Raw genomic sequence first — 19,526 nt, forward strand, 5'->3', positions numbered from 1 at the left:
CAGAGCCGGTGGGATGCGGGCGAGGGACGGAGGTGAGTCACCAGTCGAGCAGGCACCAGTCGGCGCGGTCATCGGCGGTCGCCGGCTCGATCGACTGCCCGGTGACGGCGGGCCGGCGGTCGTCGTTGCGGCCGTCCTGCCGCTCAGAGTTGCACTTGTTGTGCAGCAGCCGGTCGGCCTTCATGCCGCCATGAATGCGGGCCTGCGTGTGGTCGGCTGCCAACGGCTGGTTGTCGAAGTTCCGATCCGGATCACGGAACATCGGCCGATCGCACCACCAGCACGGCGTGCCGTCGACGTGACGGTTGAGCAACCGGGTGCGCTGCTGCTGATGCAACCACCCGAGACCCTTCTGGGTCGTGGTCTTGCGGGGCCGCGTTGTCGACATCAGTCGGTGTCCTCGCTCGAACACTCGGTGCACACGGTGGCAGCCTCGGCGACCACAGTCACGCCGTCGTCTCCGAGGGTGGCCAGATCGAACTCGACCACGCTCGGCAGCTGGCAGGTCGTGCACCACAGTCCGGTCCGCATGTTGACCGGCCACAACTCGACTGTCTGCTCATCGGTCACGGCCGCACCCTCCGTCGTGCGTCGAGGTTGCGCAGCCACACCAACAGTCGACCGATCCTGGTGAGTTGCATGTGGCTCGACCTCCCGCATCCGATCGGACACCGGCCCGGATATGCGAAACCTCCCATGCCTTGCTTCGGGCATGGGAGGTCGCTTGGGGACATCATGCCTGTGGATAACTCTGTTAGCAAGCCAGCCCCCACATCCAGGCGTGTCACCCCACCTTCTCCACCACACCCGGCTCGGCCTCGGGATCGCGCAGCATCTTCGCCAACCAGTCCCACTCACGACGAGTCCAGGCCGGACGGCCACGCCACCGCATCCCCACCATCCCCCGCGGCGGATCACAGTTCACCCCACGGCACACCACCAACGGCTGGTCGTCCTCCTCGTCCGGGTCCGGGTAGTGCAGCTGCATCGTGCGCAGCCCCACCATCCCGCCGTCGCCGCGGCCGTTGCACCACGGGCAGATCCCGTTGAGCACCTGCCCGTCACGGAAGTCCCCGAGCAGATGCGCGGTCTGCTTCACCAGCGGTGCGATCTGGCACGCCACCCACGGCAGCGTCGCCTCGTCGATCTTCTGGGCGGCGTCGATCAGTTCGCGTGCCGTCTCCAACCACGGCCGCGGATCCCGGGTCGATGATTCGGCCGGCACATAGTCGCGGCCCGCGTCGATCACCTCGACCATGCACTCGACGATGTCCCGCGCCTGGTTGGCGATCGACCAGATCAGGTCGAGCACCTGGATGTCGGCGGGGGCCGGGGTCTGGAACCCGCGTTTGCCGAGACGCTCCTGGTCCTCGGGTGAGAGCATCCCGGCACGGCGCGGGTTCTCCACCCACGAGCGGGCCGTACCCGGAACCCTCAACGCCACGAGCGACGGCCACGCCTCCTGCAGATACTCCAGGTCTTCCTTGACCCGACGGATCGACGGCCGGCTCATGCGACCACCTCGAGTCCGGTCGACGGTGCGGTGCGCTGCCGCCGTTTGCTGATCTTCTGGTAGATCCGCTCGCCCTGGACCGTTTGCTCGTCACGCACCCCCCGGCTGTATCGGGCGTGGGCTCGCCGCAACTCCTCGTCGGTCCAGCCCTGACGCGGGTCGTCGGCGTTCATCCACGCGAGCAGCTCGGCGACCGACCGGTCCGGGTCAACCATCGCCGCGCACGAGATCGCGAGGCCGATCAGCTGCTGCCGATCCAGGTTCGCGGTCAACCGTGCGACGTCGCCGGCACTGCCCTCGCCGTGTGCGATCGCGACCAGCTGCACGGCCCGGCTGTCGAGATCGGCGAGTTCGGCCGGGGTGAACCGGTCGTTCGGGTCAGTGGTCATGGGGATGTCCTTCCGGTGGTGCGCACTTCCAGCACGGTTCGGGCAGATGGTGGATCGGACAGGTGGTCTCATCGACCGTCGACGGCGGCCCGGTCCATCCCGCCCAGGGGGAGCCGAACCTGCCCGGGGCCGGCACGTGCGGTGCGGCGCCCGCATCCCACTCACGGGATTCGGGTTGAGGTTCGGGAATGGGTTTCGAGGAATCGATCAGTTGGTCAGGGGTTGAAAGATTCCGGTTACGGTTCCTGCCGCCTCTACCCCGACGACGTTTGCGAGGTGATCTCTCGTCAACAGCAGCGGCTAACCCATCCTGGTAACCCTCACCAGTAACCCAACCCTGACCCTGCCCTGACCCTGCCACGCCCGTACGCGCGCGCGTCGCCCGCGTGGGGACAGCTCGTTTCGCGTGGTCGGTGGTCTGGTCGGGTCGTGGTCGACGGGTGGTCGCGTCACTGCTGGTCGGACGTGCGGTCTCTGCAGCGCGGGTGTCCGGCGAGGTCATTTCGGCGGCGCGGTGATCCGGCGATCCGGTCTCAGCGGCGACTGTTGTCGGCGAGACGTTCTCAGCGGCGGATCGGTGCGGCGAAACTTTCTCAGCAGCGGGATGCGGCGAGACGTTGTCACGAGCGGGCGGTGGCAGCAGGACCATGTCGGCCTGGGCCGGGGTTCGTTGTCCCTTGTGTTGGTTGCAGGACGTGCAGCACAGCACGATGTTGCGGACACCATCGGCACGGTTCGGATCGACGTGATCGAGCGAGGCCCGGCGGCCGGTTTCCGATCGGGTGTCCTTGCGGCGGATGAGGATGCCGCAGTAGCGGCAATTCGCTTCGGTCGGCTTCGCGGGATCGATGCAGTCGCGTGCCCATACCGAGTTGATGATCTCCTGGTCTTTGAGCTCCTTCCGTTTGCGGCGGGTGATATCGACCTTGTCGCCGGGGTCGTATCCCATGTCGAACCAGTCGTGGAACAGGTAGGTGCCGGGTTCGACCTCGGGGCAGCGGGGGCAGGTGTGGCCGGGGGCGTGCCAGAGTCCGACCTCGACGAGGATCGACGCCAGGTGCTCGGCGATCTGCGGGTTGAGCAGGATGCGGATCAGGTCGGTCCGCCGGACCACACCGTCTTTCGGGCGGTGCTCGGCGGTGCCGTTCGTGTCCGCGCCGGCCATCGTCCACAGTCCGATCGCAGCGATCCCGTCGAGGTGCCCCTCGAGTGCCCGCTCAGCCAGAGCGCGATGCTTCGGACTCTGCGGAACCTGGTCGCTGACTTGGAAGAACACTGCGCTCCTTCAAACTCGCCGAGGATGAACCTCCGTAAATCGACTATTTCCGTAGCCGGTGGATTCATTCCGCCTGCTGTAGCACCTCGAAACACTCCTTCAGGTTCCGGGCGTCGGCGAGCGCGTCGTGCTGTCCATCGGTCTGCTCGGGTAGCTCGGGGCGACCCGCGTCGCGCCACCTCTGCTGGAACTCATGGGTGAACATCGGCAGGCCCTTCGGCAGCCGGATCATCCGTCCCCAAAGTTGGGCGAGGGCCACGTGGTCATAGGCGCCGTAGTCGGCCCACAACTCGACCTCGTGTTCGGTGTCGGGATGAGCGAGAAGGAACTCGCGCACCTCGTTGGCGATGACCCACTTCGGCTTGACCAGAGTCGAGCTCATATCGAGTGACCAGCTCCACCGATTCGACCCGAAGCTCTTCGTGGGCTTGCCGCCCCTCAGCGGAAGGTGCGGGACGACGTTCTTGCACAACCACTCGTCGGCCGCGATCCGGCCGTGGTCCATATCTGAATTGACCGCGTAGTACTCGCGCCCATCCTCGGCGACGATGCCGATCGAGATCAGATCGATCGTGCGGCCGTCCTCCAGAAACTCGGTGTCGTAGAAGTACCGCATCACTCGTCCCCGGGGAACTCGAACGGCAAGCGGTACTTCACGTAGCCGCGCAGGTGATCGACGACCACACGTGCCGCTGCGCCGACGAGCGGGTTCTCGGCGCCCATCCGCTCGGCCATTTCCTCGAGTTCGTCGGCGCGTTCGGTGAGCACCTTCTCGGCGACAGCTCGCTTTGCCTCGACCGACATGTCGCGGGCGACACCCCATTCGGCGCCCATGTCGCCGCGGTGCCAACCGTCATGGCCGGCGGGCAAACAGCACGTCGAGAATCCGTCCTGGTCTTCGAGTACCAGCGGTGACACCACACCACAGCGGCCGACAGCAGCAGGTGCCGTCTGCTCGAGGTGGGCGACCACGGCACGGATTCCGCAGCGCGTCGCGGGGGTCGGTGGCGAGGGGACGAAATCGGGACGTCCATGATCGCGCCAGTAGGTCGCGGCACCGTCCACGAATACTTTCACGACCTCGTCGAGATCGATTTCTGCTGATGTCACGATTGCTCCTCGGTGTCGTCGATGAACGTGTAGTTGTCGGTGTCGCGGTTGGACATCGACAGCCCTTCGAGGGCTGCGCCCTTCGTGGTGTACGCCTCCCCCGATTCGGAGACGATCCGGCCGTTGGCTGCCTTGCGGTGCCAGCGGAATCCGTCGCGGGCGATGTACAGGCGCACGGTGTGCAGCGATGGGATGGTCATGTGCGTCCGATCTTGGAGCCATTCAGCAGGGCGATGATCTGCGCATCGCGATGAACTTCGTGGTCGAGTACGCATTCCCATCGGCCCGACCGCAGCCGCACCTTGCAGCCGCCGTCGACGAGGCGCGTCCCAATAAACCGCGGCGGCGTGGTCGTGAGCAGCGATAGGTCGACCCGCCACAAGCCGGGAGCATCACAGATCGGCTCGACGTGCAACGAGTCCTTCTCGATCACACCCGGTAATCGGCGGCCACCAACGGACAGTCCATCGACTGCGATCACGATTTCCTTGCCGAGGTCGTCACGCGGAGACGATGCCGGGACGGGCGCCGGCACAAGGTCTTGCGAGCGGAGACCGGCGAATGTCGCCCAGACCTTCTCCTGCGGCATCAGCTCGTCGAGGATTTGCTCGGTATATGCCTTGCCGAGCTGGTAGGAGCCAGCGATGAGGTCCACCCGCGGCAGCCCGAGGAATGCGCGCTGCTCGTCGTAGGACATCTCGACGAACGGATCACCCCACAGGTGCCCGCAGTAGCAGCGATGCGGGCTGTTGTGCTTGTAGTCGCGGCGGCACAGGCACTTGTGCGCGGGTGCCTGATCGAGGGTCACAGAGCAGTAGTCGGCCATCACGCCTCCGTGGGGTCGTAGAGGACCACGGCCGGCAGATCCACGATGCCCCACGGGAACGGCCGGCCTTCTCCGAACACCACGCCACGGACGGCGTCGAATCGAGCCACGATCGAGCCCGCCTTGGACCGCAGCACCACGCCACGCGGCACTGCCTCGAGTTCCGTCGCCGTCGTTACGACACGCCGCTTCCGGTATCCGGCGGCGAGGATTGCGTCGGCGACCTCTTCGGCATCACGCGGCGTGAGTGCGTCGGGGTCCTGCGTCTGCACATTCCAGACCAGGTCGACCAGCTCGGCGCGGGCGGTCATCACTGCACCGCCGTGGTCGAGGCGTCGAGGTACACGTGCCACACGAAGCCGTTCGGGCACACCGCAGTGCCGACGTACACGGCGTCGTCGACGAGCACGTGTCCGGTGCCCTCGCGGTAGCGGTCGAATGCTTCGAGCGCTTCGGGAAGCCGGGTGCGGTACACCTCGGCCGGGTTGTCGGTCATTGCTTTCTCCATTCGGCGGCGTCGGGGCACGACAGGAAGTGCGAGACGTACAGCGGGATTCCGGCCGCGGCGAGAGCTGCGCGGCGCGAGTTGGTGACGACGATCGCGATGCGTCCCCGCGGATCCGCCGGCACCGGGTACACGTTCAGATTCCCGTTCGGCGAGGGCTCCGGCTCGAGAGGTATCGCGTTGCCCTTGGTGGTGCTGGCCCACACGATTTCGGCTCGGCAGGTGCGGCATTTCGTGATGTCCGTCGCGAAGGTCTGGTCGATGTTGCTCATGCTCCGGCCTCTTTCATGACTGCGTCCTCGTAAGCCCACTGAGCGCTGCGGAGCCGCTGCCGCGACCGGGACACTTCCTCGCTGTAGATGTAGATCGAGAAGACGGTCGACACGATGGTGGCGATCCAGAACACGACCGTGATCACGACGAATGCGGCATTACCCGTGATGTATGCCGTCGGTATGCCAGACGACCCGAGCACCAACGTGGAGATCGCGATCGCACTGAATGTGCGCCCCAGCCGGACGAACGTCTGCATGTCTTCCCGAGCGGCTTCCAGCTCCCGCAGTGTTCGCGTGCTCATGCTGCACCGCCGGACTGCGTGAAGGCCTTCTTCCAGCGCTGTACGGACCGAGCGGTGACACCGAGGTGCTCGGCGATCTCGTGATGGTTTCGGCCCTTCTCCGCGAGCACCTGCGCGGCGGTGGCCATGACGCGACGGTGACCGGGATTCATCTTCGACTTGAGGGGCGGGACGGTGCGCCGGCGGGCGTTGACGAGGATCTCGACGTCGAGTGCGTCGGAGTCCTCTGCGGTCCATTCGGTGGGGTGTGTGGTTGTCATCGGATTGCCTCTGGGTCGAGTCGGCCGCGGGCGGCGCGTTTGTTGTAGGCGGTGACGAGCAGTCGGGCGATGCACTTGGTGAGGGACCCGCCGGAGCGTTCTTGCATGTCGCGTGCTCGGGTGACGAGCTGGCGGGCGGTGAGGTCGGACATAGCGTCGCCGAGGCGACCGTTGTCGATGGTCAGCGAGTACGTGTCGAGTACGAGTGCGACGCCTTCGAGGACGACGGCCTTGCGGGCTTCGGTTTCGCCGGGCCAGATGTCGAGAACGAGCACGAGCGTGTCGGCGAGGACTTCGGGTGCGCAGCGGGACCAGATGCGTTCGAGTGCGGCACAGCACTGCAGGTTCTTCGGTCCGGGATTCTGGGTGACTTCGAGGCCGCATTCGGCGGCGATACGTTCGATCGCCAGGACCGCGTGGTCGCCGGCGGCGCTGCGGGCGTGCCAGCGGTCCCAGGTGGTCAGGGCGCGGGTCTTGGCGTCGATGTCGAAGAACAGTTTGGCTTCGTCCTCGACGGTCAGCTCGGTGTGCACGGTGGCGGCGAGCTGTGCGATGCCGAGGCGAGCGGCGGCGGCCCACCTGTGCTGACCGTTGATGATCGCGAAGCGCGGCGACGCGGTGGCACCGCGGTCGGAGACCTCGAGGACACCGACGAGGCGGCGGTCCCAGGTGGCCGCGATCCGGTCGACTCGCTTGATGTCGAGGTCGCGCTGATAGGTGCTGTCGGCGAACATGTCTGCGACGCGGACGACGTCGATGAAGGTGTCGCTCATCGTTCGCGGCCTTTCCCTCCGAAGGTGATCTCCACGACGCCGGCCTTCGCGAGCTGCTCGGCGGCCGCTTTGATCTGGTTCGTTTCGGGCTTCGTCGCGTTGCGCGGCACCGAATCCGGAGCGGGCAGGCGGATCTCCCACGAGTCGTCCCACAGTTCGCGTTTCGCCTTGTCCTCGTCGGACAACATCGTCGGGATCAGCGCCCCGAGGAAGCTCTCGCCGACCACCACGGACAACATTCGAGACTCGGCGTGCCCGGTGATCGAGATCGGCTCGCCGTAGGCATTCGCCGCGGCACTGAACGCGCTGATCACGATCGGCGACAGGTGGATGGTGTCGCGGCCGGCGTGCGGCAGGTGCCGGATACGGGAGATGGTGTGAGCGACGTCGGGGAACGACTCGACGGTGTCCATGCGCGGCAGTTCGAGGGCCTGGCCGTCGATGCCGGGCAGTCCGGAGACGTCGGCGATCTTCACGTAGTTGTCGCCGACCTCGATCTCGATGATCGCCTCGGGTTCCTCGGACTTGTCCTTCGGTGCCCGGAACACGGCGAGGATCTTGCGGATCTGATCCGGCGCGAGATCGACCAGCACGCCCTCGGACGGGATGGGCACGATGTCGTTCTCGGACTCCCACACCGAAGCGATCGCCAGACCGGAGGTCCAGCCGTCGGATGCGGTGAGGGTGATGTTGTGCTTGTCGATCGCCATGCGCACCCGGTTGAGCACCGCGTGTTCCTTCGGGTAGGCGTGCTTGACCACGGCGGTGCACGCGCGGCGGAAGTCGTGGGTGGCGACACAGATCGTGGTCACGCCGTACCCCTTTCGATCAGAAATGATGGTTACCGGTATCTCCATTGCCGCTTCACTTTTCGTGGCGGGTCGAGACGGATATGCGCGGGCTTCGGATTCGGTGGCCGGCGCGCGTGGCAGGTTTCGGAATGCAGTACGTACAAGGGTTGCTGGTCGGCGATCGCGCGGTGCAGCTCGTCACCGCGGAGGATGTCCGCGTAGATCACCCCGTCCTGGTCCCGGATGTCACGCTTGCGCACCGATCCGAGACCAGGATCCGGGTACAGATCGAGCGGGATCCGTTTGCCAGATCCCGTGGACGTCGCCCACGTGATCTCCACCTGGCAGTTCCTGCACCGAGCCATCAGGTGGAGGCCACCACCCGCAGCGTGACCGCGATCAGCGCGGCCGCCAGATCGTTCGCCTGCGCCGTGGTCAGGGCTGCGGCGTGCGGGGCGATCCGGCCGTCCGGCTCGACGGTGATGCACGCCGACCCGTCCTCGGAGGTCCAGGCGATCATCGTCCGATCCGCCGGCAGCCGGGTCTTGCCGAGGTCCGGCAGATACACCACCGCGCTGCCCGCGCCGAGGGTGTCGGCCAACAGGCGAGCCTCGTCGCTGCCCAACGGCGGTCCGATCTCGATTCGGTTCACGGGGTGGTCTCCTCGGGTTGGTAAACGGGGCACGGGCACCAGATGTGGATTCCGGGACCGAGGTCGGTGGTGACGCTGCAGGACCCACTTCCGTGGTTGTGCGATTCCCGGTCATGGCCGCACTCCGCGCATAACTCCAGGTGATCGAACTCAGGCATCGGCAGACTCATGGCGTATGCACCTGCATTCCCGAGTTCGGCCGGTACGCGATGTCGATCGGCACATCGGCCGCGGCGGGGTCCTTGGCGATCGTGCGGGCCAACGCGACGAGGTGTTCGAGGGTCGGCACCTCGTACACGCCCCTCGCGATGTCCTCGGCGCGCTGATCGCGCGGCAGCTCGTCTCGCTCGGCGCGCAGCTCCTGGTCGGCGTCGTACATCGCTGCGAACGTGCGCCACGAGATTGCGAGGTTCACCGCGGCGTTCGCCTGGGTGAGCCGTTCCCCGCGGGCGTTGTCGTGCTCGTCCGCCTGCAGTGTCAGGCTCACGGCGAGGTTCGCGGCCACATCCGAGATCGTGCGGGCCTCGATGCCGTCGACCTGGTCGAGGCGATGACGGTCGTCGATCATGGCCGGCCTCCTTCGTCCTCGGCCGCGGTGCGCAAGGCGACGCGGAGTTCGTCCATCAGCTGGTGGGTTTCGTCGACCGTGAGGTACAGGTGGCCGGACAGGCCCACGAGCACGTGGATCTCCTGCGATCCCGAGTGCCAGGTTGCGGTGACGTCCCCACTGGTTTCGGTCTTGGCGTAGGCCACGGTCACCACCCGCCAGCGATCGCGGCGATGCAGCACAGTGCCGCGACGACGAGCATCGCGAGGTACAGGGCCAGGTCGCGATTCGAGATTCGGTCGAGGTCGTCGGTTGCGGCTCGGTAGGCCGCCCAGCCTTCGTCGGTGTCGATGGGTGCGCTCATCGGGCACCTGCCTTCCGGTTGCTGAGTTTCTGGGAGCGAGTGAGGGCGGCCGCTGCGCGGCGCTCAATGTCGGGCCACAGGTCGATGCCGGCGGTGGTCGGAAGCGGCAGACCGGCAATGCGTGCGAGGTTGCGGCGTGCCTGGAACGCCTCGTCCGGGTCGATCGGTACGGACCACGACGCCTCGACCTTCGTGGTGAAGGGAATGCAGTCCTCGGCTTGGCGTTCCACCGTCTCCCACGAGATGACGATGTCGCCCTCGATGGTTCCGATCGACTCGAAACCATCGGGGGTCACGATGCACACCTCGCCGAGTCGCGGCGTCCGCAGGTCGAACCGCGGCGGGGTCATGAACCGGCCTGCCTGCGTGCGGTCCAGTAGGCGCTACCGAACTGGTCGTCGTTGGTGATCTCGAGCTGCAGCGCCGGCAACCCGTCCCGGCGAGCTGCCGCCCACTCGCGATAGGTGCACTGCTGCCACGAACCGAACCCCGCCGGCGGGGGTGTCACATCGATCCGCAGGCCCGACGGTTCCGATACAGCGTCGGCGACCGGAGTCGCCACTTCGGATGTGCGGGCGCGGTTGGAGTTCCGGAAGAACTGGGCGACTGCTGCCGATGTGCGAATGTCCGCTTCACGACTCATGATTCGCACCGCGCTTTCGGTGGTATGGGATGGTGGGTGGACGGTGTCGGCGCGGCAACCCCACACGCGCCGACACCGTCGTCTCGGTTGGCGATCTCGAGCAGCACATCCGCATGACACGGGGCGTCCAGCGGACACCAGCACACGAGATCCTTGCCAGCGAGTTCTTTCCGGATCCGAGCGATGACTTCCTCGCCCTCGACCAGGTTGATGCGGTTGCGGAAGGCCTTCACCGCGTCGGCCGCATCCATCGTCTTGCCGGCCTTCGGTCCGGTGAGGAATGTGAACGCTCCCGCCCGGAACGGGTTGCCCCACTTACTCGGGCGGCCGACGTACACCGCGCCTTCGGGCATCCGCCAGCCCGCGGTGCGCTTGCGTTGGATCCGCTGCGGGCTCATGGCGTCACCGTCCCGATCCCGATCAGCAGGCCCGCCACGATCAACGTCGCAAGGATGACGAGCAGCGCGGCACCGATCGCAAACACCAGCCCGCGGATTGCGTTGTCGTCACGGCGGCCGGTCATCTCGACCCCCACGTATCGACCTGGGCGTGATACTCGCCGATGACCACAGGCTCGCTACTGCCGGTGTCGCACGCGGCTACGAGGAACGCGCCGGCGAATGCCGTGGCGAGCAGGCGACGGATGCGGGTGCGGCTCATTCGGCACCACCGAGGATCTCGGTGTACGGCGCAAGCGATCTACAGTGATCGGTCCACACCACCTGGCCGGTGTTGGCCCACACCCAGCCGTGGAGAGCCCGACCTCGAGCGAGCACACGCTCACGCCCGTCTGTGTCGGTGGCGCGAACGCGCTCGACATCTTCGGGCACGAATCGGAGGTCGTTCCACTGGCGCGGCTTCGGCGCCTGCTCCCTCTCGACCTCCGCGAGCACCGCGCGGATACCGGACTTCACTGCCGGAGTCATCGGTATCGGCGTGAAGTCATACTGGGCCTCCCGCCACCACTCCGCCTCGCCGTCGAGGAACACCCGGGCGTACCGGTCGACGCGCTCGTCCTCATCGTTCCGGCTCTTGGTATTCCGCGCTGCGGTACGAAGGGCGTCTGCGGCATCATCGAATCCGAGTGCGCCGAGGAAGTCGGCCACCTCGGTCAGCTCGCCGGGGTCCAGGTTCATCATGATGCTTCTCCGTAGTACTTCGTCCACACGCGGTCGAACAGATCCCGGTCGGCTTCGGTGTAGGCGTTGACCTGTCGGACCTGGCCCGCTTTCGTTTCGAGGGGGTACTGGCCCGGATCTTCGCCGCGCTCGAGCTGGTACATCGCCTTGAGGCGCTTGCCGAACACCGACGACATCGACTTGATCTCGTCCCGGGTCAGGCCCTTCTCCTCGAGGTACGTCTGCGCGTACAGCGGGGTGGTCTTCGGGTCGAGTTCGGGAGCCTCACCGAGAGCACGGGCAAGGACGAGGCGGGCCTTGGCTTCGAGGTGGCGGGGATCGATCAGCCCCTGGGCGAGCTGCATGATCTCCATCTGCCGCTTCGGCACGTCGAGCGCGTCGGCGAGTCTCGTTTCGACGACCTCTGCCTGCCGGGTCCGGATCGCGAAGTAGGACTGCGCTGCGGCGATCGCCGGCTTGCGCGGGTCACCGTTCATCACGACCAGGTACGCGGCGAATCGGGACAGGTTGAAGTCCTCGACTTCTCGGCGACCGCCCTTGCCCAGCTCGATCAATTTGCTGGCGCCGACAAAATGATCCTGAGCTGCGGATCCGCTGTTCTCGCACGCGATCTTCGCGCGGTCGATAGCCGCAGCGAAGTTGCGCCAGGTTTCGTACTCGACGATCTGGCACAGGTCGCGGGCTGACCAGAACTCCGAACCGTCGTCGCGGACCTGCCGGACGCGGTCGAACGGGGACTGTGGAGAGTCGGTCCCCGTTGGTAATATCTCTCTTGGCATCGAGAGTCTCCAATCGCTTGTCACGCCCGTCTGGTGTTCGCGCACCAGACGGGTTCTTTTTGGGTCAGACAGCAGGGGAATTGAGAGCATTCTCAGCATCCGAGCGACGGATCCTCGCGACTCCGGACGGCAGGCGGGTTGCCTTGATGTGTCCGGCGGCGATGTACCGCTGAATGGTGCGAACGCTGACCTGCCATTCCCGTGCGACTTGACCTGTGGTCAAAAGCTCATCGGTGTTATTCCGGTCTGGCATAGACGTGACGGTATCCCGCTCCGACATAAGGCGTCAACCTGGTCACAACTATTGTCGCGGCTGTCGCGTTTGACGTACCGTGGTATCTATGACGACACGAGCGAGCAAGTCGGTGATCGATGTGGACTACAACGCGGTGATCGGTGAGCGTGTCCATCAGCTCATGTGGAGGCAGCGACGGAACCAGACAGACGTCGCGAAACAGCTCGGAATGGCCCAGTCGACGCTGAGCCGGAAGCTGCGCGGAGACAGGCCGTGGGAGATCAACGAGCTCTACCAGTTGGCGGAGATCCTGGAGGTGGGGATCTTCGATCTGATCCCGAACGAAAGAAAGCCCCGCCCGGGTAATAACCCAGGCGGGGCTTCACTCCCGCTCCCCCGGCTGGACTCGAACCAGCAACCGTTCGATTAACAGTCGAATGCTCTGCCAATTGAGCTACAGGGGATTGTCCTGCGGTGCTCCGCGGTTTCCCCCGGTGCGTGAAAAACCATAGCGTCCCACCCGCCGCAGCACCAAATCGCCTGCTTGTGGGCATGCTGCGGGGTCATCGGGCAGGATGGGGACGACGCAGTCACAGGTGGAAGGACAACACATTGATGGGTTTGCTGGTCGGGGTCGCTGCGGGATACGTACTCGGCACCCGAGCGGGTCGCGCGAGGTACGAACAGATCAGCAAGACGGCCAAGGCGGTGGCCGCGAGCCCCGTCACGAAGAAGGCGATCGAGGTGGGCCGGCAGAAGCTCGCCGACTCGCTCAGTCCTCAGCCCAAGCTCGAGCCGATGAAGCCCATCGACGAGACGACCACGATCATGATCCCGCGGGACCAGTTGAAGAAGTAGACGGTCAGCCGGCCAGGCCGTCACCGATGGCCTGGTCGAGCAGGCTCCGCCGGTACTGTTCGAGCGCCATGAGGTCGCCGAGCAGGGCGTGGAACTCCTCGGACTCGGTGGCCGGGGAAATCCGCTGCAGTTTGGACTTCAGTTCGGCCACCTGCTCGCCGACCCAGACCTCCTGCAGCCGGGCCAGCACGCCACCGATGTAGCGCGGCAGCCGGTCCTCTTCGGCGGGGACGGGTTCGACGGCGAGTTCCATCACGAGCGAGTGCGCGACGGGATCGGTCGCTGCCCTGCCGACGGCGTCGACCCACTCGGCTCCCCCGAGGCCCGCTGCGGTTCCGCCGGCGTCGGCGACGGCCTGCCGCACGGCCGCGTAAGCAGGGTCGGTGAAGGTCTCCGGCGGCAGGGAGTCGAAGACGGTCCCGGCGATACCCGGATACTGCAGCGCGGCCTTCAGCGCGTCGCGCTGCGGCCACAGCGTCGGATCATTCGGCCGAGGGCGGCGCAGGGCCGACACGGGCTCCGCCGTGGCCGTCGCGGGCCGCGCCTTGGCTTCCGGTGCACGAACTCCTCGCCGTGCCTCCTCCTGCACACGCCGACGCACGGTGGGGATGTCGTCCCATCCCGTCCAGTGCGCGAGTTGCACCGCGTAGTTGTCGCGGATCGTGCGGTCCTTGATCCGGCCCACAACGGGGACACATCGGCGCAGGGCCTCGACGCGACCTTCGACGGTGTCGAGATTGTGTTCGGCGAGAATCGATTTCACGACGAACTCGAACATCGGGGTGCGGCGGGCCACGAGGTCGCGCACCGCGCCGTCGCCCGACTGCTGCCGCAACTCGCACGGATCCATGCCTTTGGGGGCGATCGCGACGTAGGTCTTCGCGGCGGTCTTCTGATCGCCCTCGAACGCCTTCATCGCCGCCGCGCGACCGGCGTCGTCGCCGTCGAAGGTGTAGATGACCTCACCGCGGAAGAAGCTGTCGTCCATGAGCAGGCGACGCAACAGCGCGAGATGTTCGTCACCGAAGGCCGTGCCGCACGCGGCGACCGCGGTCTTCACGCCGGCCAGGTGCATGGCCATGACGTCGGTGTAGCCCTCGACGATCACGGCCTGATGCGACTTGGCGATCTCGCGCTTGGCGAGGTCGAGCCCGAACAGCACCTGAGACTTCTTGTACAGCACCGTTTCCGGTGTGTTCATGTACTTGGCGGTGATCTGGTCGTCGTCGTACAGACGGCGGGCACCGAAGCCGATGACGTCGCCCGCGAGATTGCGGATGGGCCACAGCAGTCGACGGTGGAAGCGGTCGATCGGACCGCGGCGACCCTGCCGGGACAGTCCTGCGGCCTCGAGTTCGGAGAATTCGAATCCCCGGCCGAGGAGGTGCTTGGTGAGCGCGTCCCAGCCGGCGGGTGCGTAGCCGCAGCCGAACGTCTCGGCGGCCGCCTGGTCGAAGTTGCGTTCGGTCAGGTAGTCGCGGGCGGCCTGGGCGTCGGGCGCGCGCAGTTGCTCGGCGTAGAACTGCTGGGCGGCCGCGTTCGCCGCGACCAGCCGGGCACGCGTGCCCCGGTCGCGTTGGACGGACGGACCGCCGCCCTCGTAGTTCAGCGTGTAGCCGACACGCTCGGCGAGCTGCTCGACGGCTTCGACGAAGCTGACGTGTTCGATCTTCTGCAGGAACGAGTAGACGTCGCCGCCCTCACCGCAGCCGAAGCAGTGGTAGTGCCCGTGATTGGGCCGCACGTGGAAAGACGGGGACTTCTCGTCGTGGAAGGGACACAGGCCCTTGAGCGAGTCGGCGCCTCCGCGCTTGAGTGCGACGTACTCGCCGACGATGTCCTCGATGCGCACGCGGTCGCGAATGGCCGCGATGTCTCTGTCTGAAATACGGCCGGCCACGAGACGAGTCTAAGCCGCCGGGCAGACTGCCCGGCACGACGGTCCGGCGCAACCCACACCCGCGAGCGCGTAAGCGCGTCCCTCCGGACAGATGCACGGCGCCGGACTCGTGCTTGTGTCCGCGAAGGGCGCAAACGTCGGTGTCAGCCCCAGCTCGCCTGCGCGGCGAGGCTGTCCCGGTCGATCCGTTCGAGGCGCGATTCGGTGCACGACGCGATCTGATCGACCACGACCCGTACCTTCGCAGCATCGTCGGGCGCGGCCTTCCAGGCGGCGACGAAGAACGGGTCGAGACCGACCGGCGCGGTGCGCAGTAGCCACTCGGCGACGCGGTGGATGCGTTCGCGTTGCGATTCCTGGCGGGTGCGGTGGGCGCGGTCGGACATGACGAACTGCAGCGCCATCGTCTTGAGCAACGCGACCTCCGAGACCACGATCGCCGGGATCACCAGGTCGGCGTCGTACCGGGTGACCGGGCGGCTCTCCGTCGCTTCCCGGGTCCCGAGGATCGCCGCGTTGGCGAAGCGGCCCACCAGCTCGCTGGTCAGCTTCTTGAGCGCGACCGAGCAGGCGAGGGTGCCGTCGAAGGTGCCGACGGCGCGGACCACCGGCATGGAGGACAACCGCTTCGCCGCCTCGGTGAGCTCGGCCGGGTCGAGACCCGAGAATTCGCGCATGCCCACCTCGATGAGTCCGGCGACATCGTCGGGATCGTCGAGCATCCGCAGGTCGATGCGACCGTCGATCACACCGTCCTCGAGGTCGTGCACCGAGTACGCGACGTCGTCGGACCAGTCCATGATCTGCGCCTCGAGGCACTTGCGGCGCTCGGGTGCGCCTTCGCGGATCCAGTGGAGGATCTCGGCGTCGTCGTCGTACGAGCCGAACTTCGCGCCCGGGCGCGGACGCGTCCAGGGGTACTTGAGCGTCGCGTCGAGCGAGGCGCGGGTGAGGTTGAGACCGGCGCTCGAGCCGTCCGGATAGAGGATCTTCGGTTCGAGGCAGGTGAGGATGCGCAGGTTCTGCGCGTTGCCTTCGAATCCGCCGCAGGACTCCGCGACCGCGTCGAGTGCCCGCTCGCCGTTGTGCCCGTAGGGCGGGTGCCCGATGTCGTGGGCGAGGCCGGCCAGGTCGACGAGATCGGGGTCGGCGCCGAGCCCTTCGCCGATGCTGCGGCCGATCTGCGCGACCTCCATCGAGTGCGTCAGACGGGTGCGCGGGGTGTCGCCGTCACGCGGGCCGACGACCTGTGTCTTGTCGGCCAGGCGGCGCAGGGCCGCGCAGTGCTGCACGCGCGCACGGTCGCGTGCGAAGGCGGTCCGCTCGGACGCCGCTCCCTCGGACCCGGCGAGCGCCGAAGTCTTGCGCGGCTCGGCGACGCGCCGTTCGAGATCGTGTTCGCTGTAGCCCTGCATCACACTGCCTTCCGTCACCGAAGACCCTACGTTCCGCCTCACTGCTGCGCCGTGTACGGGAAATCGGCGGAGAAGTGGGTGATCTGGTACCAGATCAACGCGCCGGTCTCGCGGGCGATGCCGTGCAGCTGCGACTCGCGGGTGAACACCGCCGGACCCTGGCGGGTGGGAGCGGTCCAGGCGTCGAGACCGGCGTCGCGCGCCATGGTCCGGGTACGCAACGAATGCCACGGGTCGCTGACGAGCACGACCGACGACAGGCCCAGCTCCGACATCTCGCGGCTGACGGCCTCGACGCTGAGCAGTGTGTCCGAGCCCTCTTCGACGGCGACGATCGACTCGGCGGGCACCCCGCGCGAGACGAGATAGTTCTTACCCGCCGCGGCCTCGGTGAACAGGTCGCCCTCCTGCTTGCCGCCGACGGTGACGATCCGCGGCGACACTCCCGCTTCGTAGAGCTTGAGGGCCTGCTCGAGGCGGGCCTCGAAGACCGACGACGGTGTGCCCGAATACTGCGCGGCCCCGAGCACGACGATGGCGTCGGCGGGGGTGCGGTCGTCGATCCGCGCGACCTGCCACACCCGCAGCGCCGTGCCGCCGACGACGAGGACGGCGGCGAGCAGCACCCCGATGATCAGTCGCCGGAGCCAGCGCGCGATGCGCGCGCCGACCCCGAGGTCGTCCCCGGTGTACGTCGCGGTGGTGCCGGTGCGGCGGGATGCGGTGCTCACCCCCTGATTCTGCCAGCGAACGAGAACGCGTCGACCGGACGACGCGCCGACCCCGTCCTCACCTCGCAACCACTAGATTCGATTCCATGGCACAAGTATCGGCCGCACCGCTCCAGCGACCTGCAGCACCGCTCCGGCGACCTGCACGGTCCGCGCTCGCATTCGTCCCCGCCCTGCTGGCAGTGACCGCGTGGCTGCTCCTTCCCGCGGCGGCCTCCGCGGAGCCACCCTCGCGGCTCCCCCAGCCGATCACCGACACCGCGGGCGTGCTCGACGACGCCGACGTCGCACGCATCCAGGAAGCGGCGAACACCCTCTACGACGAGCACGGCCTGCAGTTGTGGGTGACCTACGTGTCGAGCTTCGACGGACGCGACTACAACAGTTGGGCGCAGGCCACCGCGCAGGCAAGCAATTTCGGTCCCGACACCGCGCTGCTGGCGGTGGCGACCGACGACCGCGAGTTCGCGCTGTGGACACCGACGGGTTCGGAGATCTCCGAGAGCGAGCGCGACCGGATCAGCTCGTCCGGCGTCGTGCCGGCCCTGCGCAACAGCGATTGGGCGGGCGCCGCCGTGGGCGCGGCCGACGGGTTGAGCAACGCCCTTACGCCGTCGGCTGCTCCGGTGACGACGCTGCTCGTCGGCGGCGGTGTCATCGCGGCCGGTGGTGCCGGGCTCTACGCCTACAACCGACGGTCGAAGAGGAAGCGCGCCGACGCCGGTGCCGCGCAGGCCGCGCAGGTCGATCCGGCCGACACGACCGCTCTGCGCGGTCTGCCGGTCGAGGGTCTAGACCAGTATGCACAGACCCTCCTGGTGGACACCGACAACGCGGTGCGGTCCAGCGCCGAAGCGCTCGAGCTCGCCCGGGGTGAGTTCGGGGACTCCGCGGTGGCTCCTTTCGACCGCGCACACCGGCAGGCACAGGTCGCGTTGGCGAACGCCTTCGAGATCCGTCAGCGCCTCGACGACGACATCCCCGAGACGCCCGAACAGCAGCGCGACATGCTCGTGCAACTCGTCTCCTCGTGCGGGCAGGCGAACCGCGAACTCGATGCGCAGGTCGAGGCGTTCGACAAGATGCGCAACCTGCTGCTCGATGCCCCGGCCCGTCTGGACGGCCTCACGCAGCGCGCGATCGCGCTGCAGGCCCGCATCCCCGAGGCCGAGCGGATTCTGGGGCAGCTGCACTCGGAGTTCCCGGCGGGCGCCCTGACTCCGGTGGTCGACAACGTCTCGCTGGCGCGGGAGGAGATCTCGTTCGCCGAGAACGCGATCGACCAGGGCCGCACGGCGGTGGCGCGACCGGTCGGTGAGCAGGGCGACGCCGTGCGCGCCATCCGCGAGGCCGAACGCGCACTGGGGCATGCCGCGACGCTGCTCGACGCGCTCGACCATGCGGCGGAGGACATCCGGCGCGCGATCGCGACGCTTCCCGCCGCGGTGGAGGACGCCGAACAGGGTGTCGCCGACGCGAAGCAACTCCTCGACGCGGGCGGCCCGGAACTCGTCGACGCCCTGAAGGCCGTGCAGGAAGCCCTCGACCACGCCCGGGCCGAGCAGCACACCGACCCGCTGGGCAGTTTCACGCGGGTCGTCGAGGCCGATGCGCGTCTCGACGAGTTGCGTGCCCGGACGCGGCAGGCGAAGCAGCAAGCCGAGGAGATGCGGCGCCGCCTCGAACAGGATCTGAGCGCAGCGCAAGCGCAGGTCACCGCCGCGGCCGACTTCATCGGGACCCGCCGCGGCGTCGTGGGCGCCCAGGCACGCACCCGCCTGTCGGAGGCGCAGCGGCACCTGCAGGCCGCGCAGCAGGCAGCCGAGTCCGATCCGGCGGCCGCCATCCAGTACGCGCGGTCCGCCGCGTCGCTGGCCGCGCAGGCACTGCGCAGCGCCCAGAACGACGTGCAGCGCTGGAACAACCAGCACCGTCCGCCCCGCGGTGGTTCGTCGGGCGGCAACGTCGCCGGTGCCGTGCTCGGCGGCATCCTCATCAACAGCGTGCTCAACAGCGGCCGCGGCGGTGGCTTCGGTGGCGGTTTCGGTGGGGGCGGTTTCGGGGGCGGCGGCTTCGGCGGATCGAGTGGAGGACGCTTCTAGACCATGCGCCCGATCGCAGCACGCGCACCGGGCACCGGCCTGGAATCGGTGATCCTGCACACCCGCCGCGGTGACGAAACCCGTTTCCGGGACGTGGACTTCGAGTACCTCGATCGACGCTCGACGAGGTGACCGCTACGA

General features: G+C 67.3%; 36 protein-coding genes and 1 tRNA gene. 4 read left to right on the forward strand and 33 right to left on the reverse strand.

From position 1 onward, the window contains the following. Nucleotides 1–37: 37 nt before the first annotated feature. The 29 genes from BO226_RS11520 to BO226_RS28690 all read right to left on the reverse strand — a co-directional run bounded on the left by BO226_RS11520 (nt 38) and on the right by BO226_RS28690 (nt 12,424). Nucleotides 38–388: a hypothetical protein gene (locus BO226_RS11520; RefSeq protein WP_071935284.1), complete on the reverse strand. Its 351-nt coding sequence runs from the start codon at nt 386–388 to the stop codon at nt 38–40. Further along, entirely contained in the window at nt 388–570 is a 183-nt protein-coding gene (locus BO226_RS11525; RefSeq protein WP_071935285.1) for a hypothetical protein, read from the reverse strand. The genes BO226_RS11520 and BO226_RS11525 overlap by 1 nt, the downstream gene beginning before the upstream one ends. A gap of 214 nt (nt 571–784) precedes the next feature. Then, entirely contained in the window at nt 785–1,513 is a 729-nt protein-coding gene (locus BO226_RS11530; RefSeq protein ID WP_071935286.1) for a hypothetical protein, read from the reverse strand. Then, nucleotides 1,510–1,902 (reverse strand): hypothetical protein, encoded by a 393-nt coding sequence (locus BO226_RS11535; protein WP_071935287.1) that lies wholly within the window; start codon nt 1,900–1,902, stop codon nt 1,510–1,512. The genes BO226_RS11530 and BO226_RS11535 overlap by 4 nt, the downstream gene beginning before the upstream one ends. Further along, complete coding sequence (locus BO226_RS11540) at nt 1,892–3,178, reverse strand: HNH endonuclease (RefSeq protein ID WP_071935288.1); 1,287 nt, start codon at nt 3,176–3,178, stop codon at nt 1,892–1,894. Before BO226_RS11540 ends, BO226_RS11535 begins: the two co-directional genes overlap by 11 nt. Before the next feature lie 64 nt (nt 3,179–3,242). Next, nucleotides 3,243–3,794: a 3'-5' exoribonuclease domain-containing protein gene (locus BO226_RS11545; RefSeq protein ID WP_071935289.1), complete on the reverse strand. Its 552-nt coding sequence runs from the start codon at nt 3,792–3,794 to the stop codon at nt 3,243–3,245. Next, nucleotides 3,794–4,288, reverse strand: coding sequence for a hypothetical protein (locus BO226_RS11550; RefSeq protein WP_071935290.1), 495 nt, complete (start codon nt 4,286–4,288; stop codon nt 3,794–3,796). The genes BO226_RS11545 and BO226_RS11550 overlap by 1 nt, the downstream gene beginning before the upstream one ends. Next, nucleotides 4,285–4,488, reverse strand: a complete 204-nt coding sequence (locus BO226_RS11555) for a DUF1508 domain-containing protein (protein ID WP_071935291.1) — start codon at nt 4,486–4,488, stop codon at nt 4,285–4,287. Before BO226_RS11555 ends, BO226_RS11550 begins: the two co-directional genes overlap by 4 nt. Then, complete coding sequence (locus BO226_RS11560; RefSeq protein ID WP_071935292.1) at nt 4,485–5,114, reverse strand: hypothetical protein; 630 nt, start codon at nt 5,112–5,114, stop codon at nt 4,485–4,487. The genes BO226_RS11555 and BO226_RS11560 overlap by 4 nt, the downstream gene beginning before the upstream one ends. After that, on the reverse strand, nt 5,114–5,425 hold the full coding sequence (locus BO226_RS11565; RefSeq protein ID WP_071935293.1) for a hypothetical protein: 312 nt from the start codon (nt 5,423–5,425) through the stop codon (nt 5,114–5,116). The genes BO226_RS11560 and BO226_RS11565 overlap by 1 nt, the downstream gene beginning before the upstream one ends. Next, entirely contained in the window at nt 5,425–5,610 is a 186-nt protein-coding gene (locus tag BO226_RS11570) for a DUF7352 domain-containing protein (protein ID WP_071935294.1), read from the reverse strand. Before BO226_RS11570 ends, BO226_RS11565 begins: the two co-directional genes overlap by 1 nt. Then, nucleotides 5,607–5,891, reverse strand: coding sequence for a hypothetical protein (locus BO226_RS11575; protein ID WP_071935295.1), 285 nt, complete (start codon nt 5,889–5,891; stop codon nt 5,607–5,609). The genes BO226_RS11570 and BO226_RS11575 overlap by 4 nt, the downstream gene beginning before the upstream one ends. Then, entirely contained in the window at nt 5,888–6,196 is a 309-nt protein-coding gene (locus BO226_RS11580; RefSeq protein WP_071935296.1) for a hypothetical protein, read from the reverse strand. Before BO226_RS11580 ends, BO226_RS11575 begins: the two co-directional genes overlap by 4 nt. Then, complete coding sequence (locus BO226_RS27730; RefSeq protein ID WP_071935297.1) at nt 6,193–6,456, reverse strand: helix-turn-helix domain-containing protein; 264 nt, start codon at nt 6,454–6,456, stop codon at nt 6,193–6,195. Before BO226_RS27730 ends, BO226_RS11580 begins: the two co-directional genes overlap by 4 nt. Then, the gene (locus BO226_RS27735) at nt 6,453–7,229 is read right to left on the reverse strand and encodes a DUF6551 family protein (protein WP_071935298.1); all 777 of its coding nucleotides are present in this window, start codon (nt 7,227–7,229) and stop codon (nt 6,453–6,455) included. The genes BO226_RS27730 and BO226_RS27735 overlap by 4 nt, the downstream gene beginning before the upstream one ends. Continuing rightward, nucleotides 7,226–8,041 (reverse strand): hypothetical protein, encoded by an 816-nt coding sequence (locus BO226_RS11595; RefSeq protein ID WP_071935299.1) that lies wholly within the window; start codon nt 8,039–8,041, stop codon nt 7,226–7,228. Before BO226_RS11595 ends, BO226_RS27735 begins: the two co-directional genes overlap by 4 nt. A 29-nt stretch (nt 8,042–8,070) precedes the next feature. Beyond that, nucleotides 8,071–8,361 carry a hypothetical protein gene (locus BO226_RS11600; RefSeq protein WP_033097011.1) on the reverse strand — a complete coding sequence of 97 codons (291 nt, stop codon included), beginning with the start codon at nt 8,359–8,361 and terminating at the stop codon, nt 8,071–8,073. Between the two features lie 23 nt (nt 8,362–8,384). Continuing rightward, a complete protein-coding gene (locus tag BO226_RS11605; RefSeq protein ID WP_071935300.1) occupies nt 8,385–8,672 on the reverse strand; it encodes a hypothetical protein in 288 nt (95 codons plus the stop codon). A gap of 166 nt (nt 8,673–8,838) precedes the next feature. Next, on the reverse strand, nt 8,839–9,240 hold the full coding sequence (locus BO226_RS11610; RefSeq protein ID WP_071935301.1) for a hypothetical protein: 402 nt from the start codon (nt 9,238–9,240) through the stop codon (nt 8,839–8,841). Next, nucleotides 9,237–9,425 (reverse strand): hypothetical protein, encoded by a 189-nt coding sequence (locus tag BO226_RS11615; RefSeq protein WP_156895193.1) that lies wholly within the window; start codon nt 9,423–9,425, stop codon nt 9,237–9,239. The genes BO226_RS11610 and BO226_RS11615 overlap by 4 nt, the downstream gene beginning before the upstream one ends. Nucleotides 9,426–9,427: 2 nt before the next feature. Next, the gene (locus tag BO226_RS27035; RefSeq protein WP_156895195.1) at nt 9,428–9,583 is read right to left on the reverse strand and encodes a hypothetical protein; all 156 of its coding nucleotides are present in this window, start codon (nt 9,581–9,583) and stop codon (nt 9,428–9,430) included. Then, nucleotides 9,580–9,933, reverse strand: coding sequence for a hypothetical protein (locus tag BO226_RS11620; RefSeq protein ID WP_071935303.1), 354 nt, complete (start codon nt 9,931–9,933; stop codon nt 9,580–9,582). Before BO226_RS11620 ends, BO226_RS27035 begins: the two co-directional genes overlap by 4 nt. Further along, nucleotides 9,930–10,226, reverse strand: coding sequence for a hypothetical protein (locus BO226_RS11625; protein WP_071935304.1), 297 nt, complete (start codon nt 10,224–10,226; stop codon nt 9,930–9,932). The genes BO226_RS11620 and BO226_RS11625 overlap by 4 nt, the downstream gene beginning before the upstream one ends. Then, the gene (locus tag BO226_RS11630) at nt 10,223–10,624 is read right to left on the reverse strand and encodes a DUF4326 domain-containing protein (RefSeq protein ID WP_071935305.1); all 402 of its coding nucleotides are present in this window, start codon (nt 10,622–10,624) and stop codon (nt 10,223–10,225) included. The genes BO226_RS11625 and BO226_RS11630 overlap by 4 nt, the downstream gene beginning before the upstream one ends. Next, nucleotides 10,621–10,749: a hypothetical protein gene (locus tag BO226_RS28415; protein ID WP_269666631.1), complete on the reverse strand. Its 129-nt coding sequence runs from the start codon at nt 10,747–10,749 to the stop codon at nt 10,621–10,623. Before BO226_RS28415 ends, BO226_RS11630 begins: the two co-directional genes overlap by 4 nt. Further along, nucleotides 10,746–10,886, reverse strand: a complete 141-nt coding sequence (locus BO226_RS27040) for a hypothetical protein (RefSeq protein ID WP_156895197.1) — start codon at nt 10,884–10,886, stop codon at nt 10,746–10,748. Before BO226_RS27040 ends, BO226_RS28415 begins: the two co-directional genes overlap by 4 nt. Further along, nucleotides 10,883–11,365 (reverse strand): hypothetical protein, encoded by a 483-nt coding sequence (locus BO226_RS11635; protein ID WP_156895199.1) that lies wholly within the window; start codon nt 11,363–11,365, stop codon nt 10,883–10,885. Before BO226_RS11635 ends, BO226_RS27040 begins: the two co-directional genes overlap by 4 nt. Beyond that, nucleotides 11,362–12,243 (reverse strand): BRO family protein, encoded by an 882-nt coding sequence (locus BO226_RS11640; protein ID WP_198040682.1) that lies wholly within the window; start codon nt 12,241–12,243, stop codon nt 11,362–11,364. The genes BO226_RS11635 and BO226_RS11640 overlap by 4 nt, the downstream gene beginning before the upstream one ends. Further along, nucleotides 12,209–12,424 (reverse strand): helix-turn-helix domain-containing protein, encoded by a 216-nt coding sequence (locus BO226_RS28690; RefSeq protein ID WP_071935308.1) that lies wholly within the window; start codon nt 12,422–12,424, stop codon nt 12,209–12,211. Before BO226_RS28690 ends, BO226_RS11640 begins: the two co-directional genes overlap by 35 nt. Before the next feature lie 136 nt (nt 12,425–12,560). On the opposite strand from BO226_RS28690, the gene BO226_RS28695 reads away from it, so the two are divergent. After that, nucleotides 12,561–12,809: a helix-turn-helix domain-containing protein gene (locus BO226_RS28695; RefSeq protein ID WP_442977407.1), complete on the forward strand. Its 249-nt coding sequence runs from the start codon at nt 12,561–12,563 to the stop codon at nt 12,807–12,809. Here the strand turns inward: BO226_RS28695 and BO226_RS11655 are convergent. Further along, a tRNA-Asn gene (locus BO226_RS11655) sits at nt 12,771–12,843 on the reverse strand. The genes BO226_RS28695 and BO226_RS11655 overlap by 39 nt on opposite strands. Before the next feature lie 148 nt (nt 12,844–12,991). Here BO226_RS11655 and BO226_RS11660 point away from each other — a divergent pair. After that, on the forward strand, nt 12,992–13,237 hold the full coding sequence (locus BO226_RS11660) for a hypothetical protein (protein WP_024101344.1): 246 nt from the start codon (nt 12,992–12,994) through the stop codon (nt 13,235–13,237). 4 nt (nt 13,238–13,241) lie between these two features. On the opposite strand, the gene dnaG is transcribed toward BO226_RS11660, so the two are convergent. The 3 genes from dnaG to BO226_RS11675 form a co-directional block, all read right to left on the reverse strand. Continuing rightward, the gene (dnaG, locus tag BO226_RS11665) at nt 13,242–15,137 is read right to left on the reverse strand and encodes a DNA primase (RefSeq protein WP_006554462.1); all 1,896 of its coding nucleotides are present in this window, start codon (nt 15,135–15,137) and stop codon (nt 13,242–13,244) included. Between the two features lie 143 nt (nt 15,138–15,280). Next, nucleotides 15,281–16,552 carry a deoxyguanosinetriphosphate triphosphohydrolase gene (locus tag BO226_RS11670; protein ID WP_071935309.1) on the reverse strand — a complete coding sequence of 424 codons (1,272 nt, stop codon included), beginning with the start codon at nt 16,550–16,552 and terminating at the stop codon, nt 15,281–15,283. A 38-nt stretch (nt 16,553–16,590) separates the two neighbouring features. After that, nucleotides 16,591–17,283, reverse strand: coding sequence for a YdcF family protein (locus BO226_RS11675; protein ID WP_006554464.1), 693 nt, complete (start codon nt 17,281–17,283; stop codon nt 16,591–16,593). Between the two features lie 86 nt (nt 17,284–17,369). Here BO226_RS11675 and BO226_RS11680 point away from each other — a divergent pair, with 86 nt between their 5' ends. Further along, nucleotides 17,370–19,385, forward strand: coding sequence for a TPM domain-containing protein (locus BO226_RS11680; RefSeq protein ID WP_071935310.1), 2,016 nt, complete (start codon nt 17,370–17,372; stop codon nt 19,383–19,385). Nucleotides 19,386–19,388: 3 nt separating this feature from the next. Continuing rightward, entirely contained in the window at nt 19,389–19,517 is a 129-nt protein-coding gene (locus BO226_RS28420; RefSeq protein WP_024101348.1) for a hypothetical protein, read from the forward strand. The last annotated feature ends 9 nt before the right edge of the window (nt 19,518–19,526 follow it).

The organism is Rhodococcus sp. 2G (genome assembly GCF_001886355.1).
Lineage (GTDB): Bacteria > Actinomycetota > Actinomycetes > Mycobacteriales > Mycobacteriaceae > Rhodococcus > Rhodococcus pyridinivorans.

What these genes read in the sequence shown, in the direction of transcription:
- BO226_RS11520 (WP_071935284.1), bottom strand. Translation starts at nt 388, where the DNA reads ATGTCGACAACGCGGCCCCGCAAGACCACGACCCAGAAGGGTCTCGGG.
- BO226_RS11530 (WP_071935286.1), bottom strand. Translation starts at nt 1,513, where the DNA reads ATGAGCCGGCCGTCGATCCGTCGGGTCAAGGAAGACCTGGAGTATCTG.
- BO226_RS11535 (WP_071935287.1), bottom strand. Translation starts at nt 1,902, where the DNA reads ATGACCACTGACCCGAACGACCGGTTCACCCCGGCCGAACTCGCCGAT.
- BO226_RS11545 (WP_071935289.1), bottom strand. Translation starts at nt 3,794, where the DNA reads ATGCGGTACTTCTACGACACCGAGTTTCTGGAGGACGGCCGCACGATC.
- BO226_RS11555 (WP_071935291.1), bottom strand. Translation starts at nt 4,488, where the DNA reads ATGACCATCCCATCGCTGCACACCGTGCGCCTGTACATCGCCCGCGAC.
- BO226_RS11560 (WP_071935292.1), bottom strand. Translation starts at nt 5,114, where the DNA reads ATGGCCGACTACTGCTCTGTGACCCTCGATCAGGCACCCGCGCACAAG.
- BO226_RS11565 (WP_071935293.1), bottom strand. Translation starts at nt 5,425, where the DNA reads ATGACCGCCCGCGCCGAGCTGGTCGACCTGGTCTGGAATGTGCAGACG.
- BO226_RS11570 (WP_071935294.1), bottom strand. Translation starts at nt 5,610, where the DNA reads ATGACCGACAACCCGGCCGAGGTGTACCGCACCCGGCTTCCCGAAGCG.
- BO226_RS11575 (WP_071935295.1), bottom strand. Translation starts at nt 5,891, where the DNA reads ATGAGCAACATCGACCAGACCTTCGCGACGGACATCACGAAATGCCGC.
- BO226_RS11580 (WP_071935296.1), bottom strand. Translation starts at nt 6,196, where the DNA reads ATGAGCACGCGAACACTGCGGGAGCTGGAAGCCGCTCGGGAAGACATG.
- BO226_RS27730 (WP_071935297.1), bottom strand. Translation starts at nt 6,456, where the DNA reads ATGACAACCACACACCCCACCGAATGGACCGCAGAGGACTCCGACGCA.
- BO226_RS27735 (WP_071935298.1), bottom strand. Translation starts at nt 7,229, where the DNA reads ATGAGCGACACCTTCATCGACGTCGTCCGCGTCGCAGACATGTTCGCC.
- BO226_RS11610 (WP_071935301.1), bottom strand. Translation starts at nt 9,240, where the DNA reads ATGATCGACGACCGTCATCGCCTCGACCAGGTCGACGGCATCGAGGCC.
- BO226_RS27035 (WP_156895195.1), bottom strand. Translation starts at nt 9,583, where the DNA reads ATGAGCGCACCCATCGACACCGACGAAGGCTGGGCGGCCTACCGAGCC.
- BO226_RS11620 (WP_071935303.1), bottom strand. Translation starts at nt 9,933, where the DNA reads ATGACCCCGCCGCGGTTCGACCTGCGGACGCCGCGACTCGGCGAGGTG.
- BO226_RS11625 (WP_071935304.1), bottom strand. Translation starts at nt 10,226, where the DNA reads ATGAGTCGTGAAGCGGACATTCGCACATCGGCAGCAGTCGCCCAGTTC.
- BO226_RS11630 (WP_071935305.1), bottom strand. Translation starts at nt 10,624, where the DNA reads ATGAGCCCGCAGCGGATCCAACGCAAGCGCACCGCGGGCTGGCGGATG.
- BO226_RS28415 (WP_269666631.1), bottom strand. Translation starts at nt 10,749, where the DNA reads ATGACCGGCCGCCGTGACGACAACGCAATCCGCGGGCTGGTGTTTGCG.
- BO226_RS27040 (WP_156895197.1), bottom strand. Translation starts at nt 10,886, where the DNA reads ATGAGCCGCACCCGCATCCGTCGCCTGCTCGCCACGGCATTCGCCGGC.
- BO226_RS11635 (WP_156895199.1), bottom strand. Translation starts at nt 11,365, where the DNA reads ATGATGAACCTGGACCCCGGCGAGCTGACCGAGGTGGCCGACTTCCTC.
- BO226_RS11640 (WP_198040682.1), bottom strand. Translation starts at nt 12,243, where the DNA reads ATGCTGAGAATGCTCTCAATTCCCCTGCTGTCTGACCCAAAAAGAACC.
- BO226_RS28690 (WP_071935308.1), bottom strand. Translation starts at nt 12,424, where the DNA reads ATGTCGGAGCGGGATACCGTCACGTCTATGCCAGACCGGAATAACACC.
- BO226_RS28695 (WP_442977407.1), top strand. Translation starts at nt 12,561, where the DNA reads ATGTGGAGGCAGCGACGGAACCAGACAGACGTCGCGAAACAGCTCGGA.
- BO226_RS11670 (WP_071935309.1), bottom strand. Translation starts at nt 16,552, where the DNA reads ATGCAGGGCTACAGCGAACACGATCTCGAACGGCGCGTCGCCGAGCCG.
- BO226_RS11680 (WP_071935310.1), top strand. Translation starts at nt 17,370, where the DNA reads ATGGCACAAGTATCGGCCGCACCGCTCCAGCGACCTGCAGCACCGCTC.
- BO226_RS28420 (WP_024101348.1), top strand. Translation starts at nt 19,389, where the DNA reads ATGCGCCCGATCGCAGCACGCGCACCGGGCACCGGCCTGGAATCGGTG.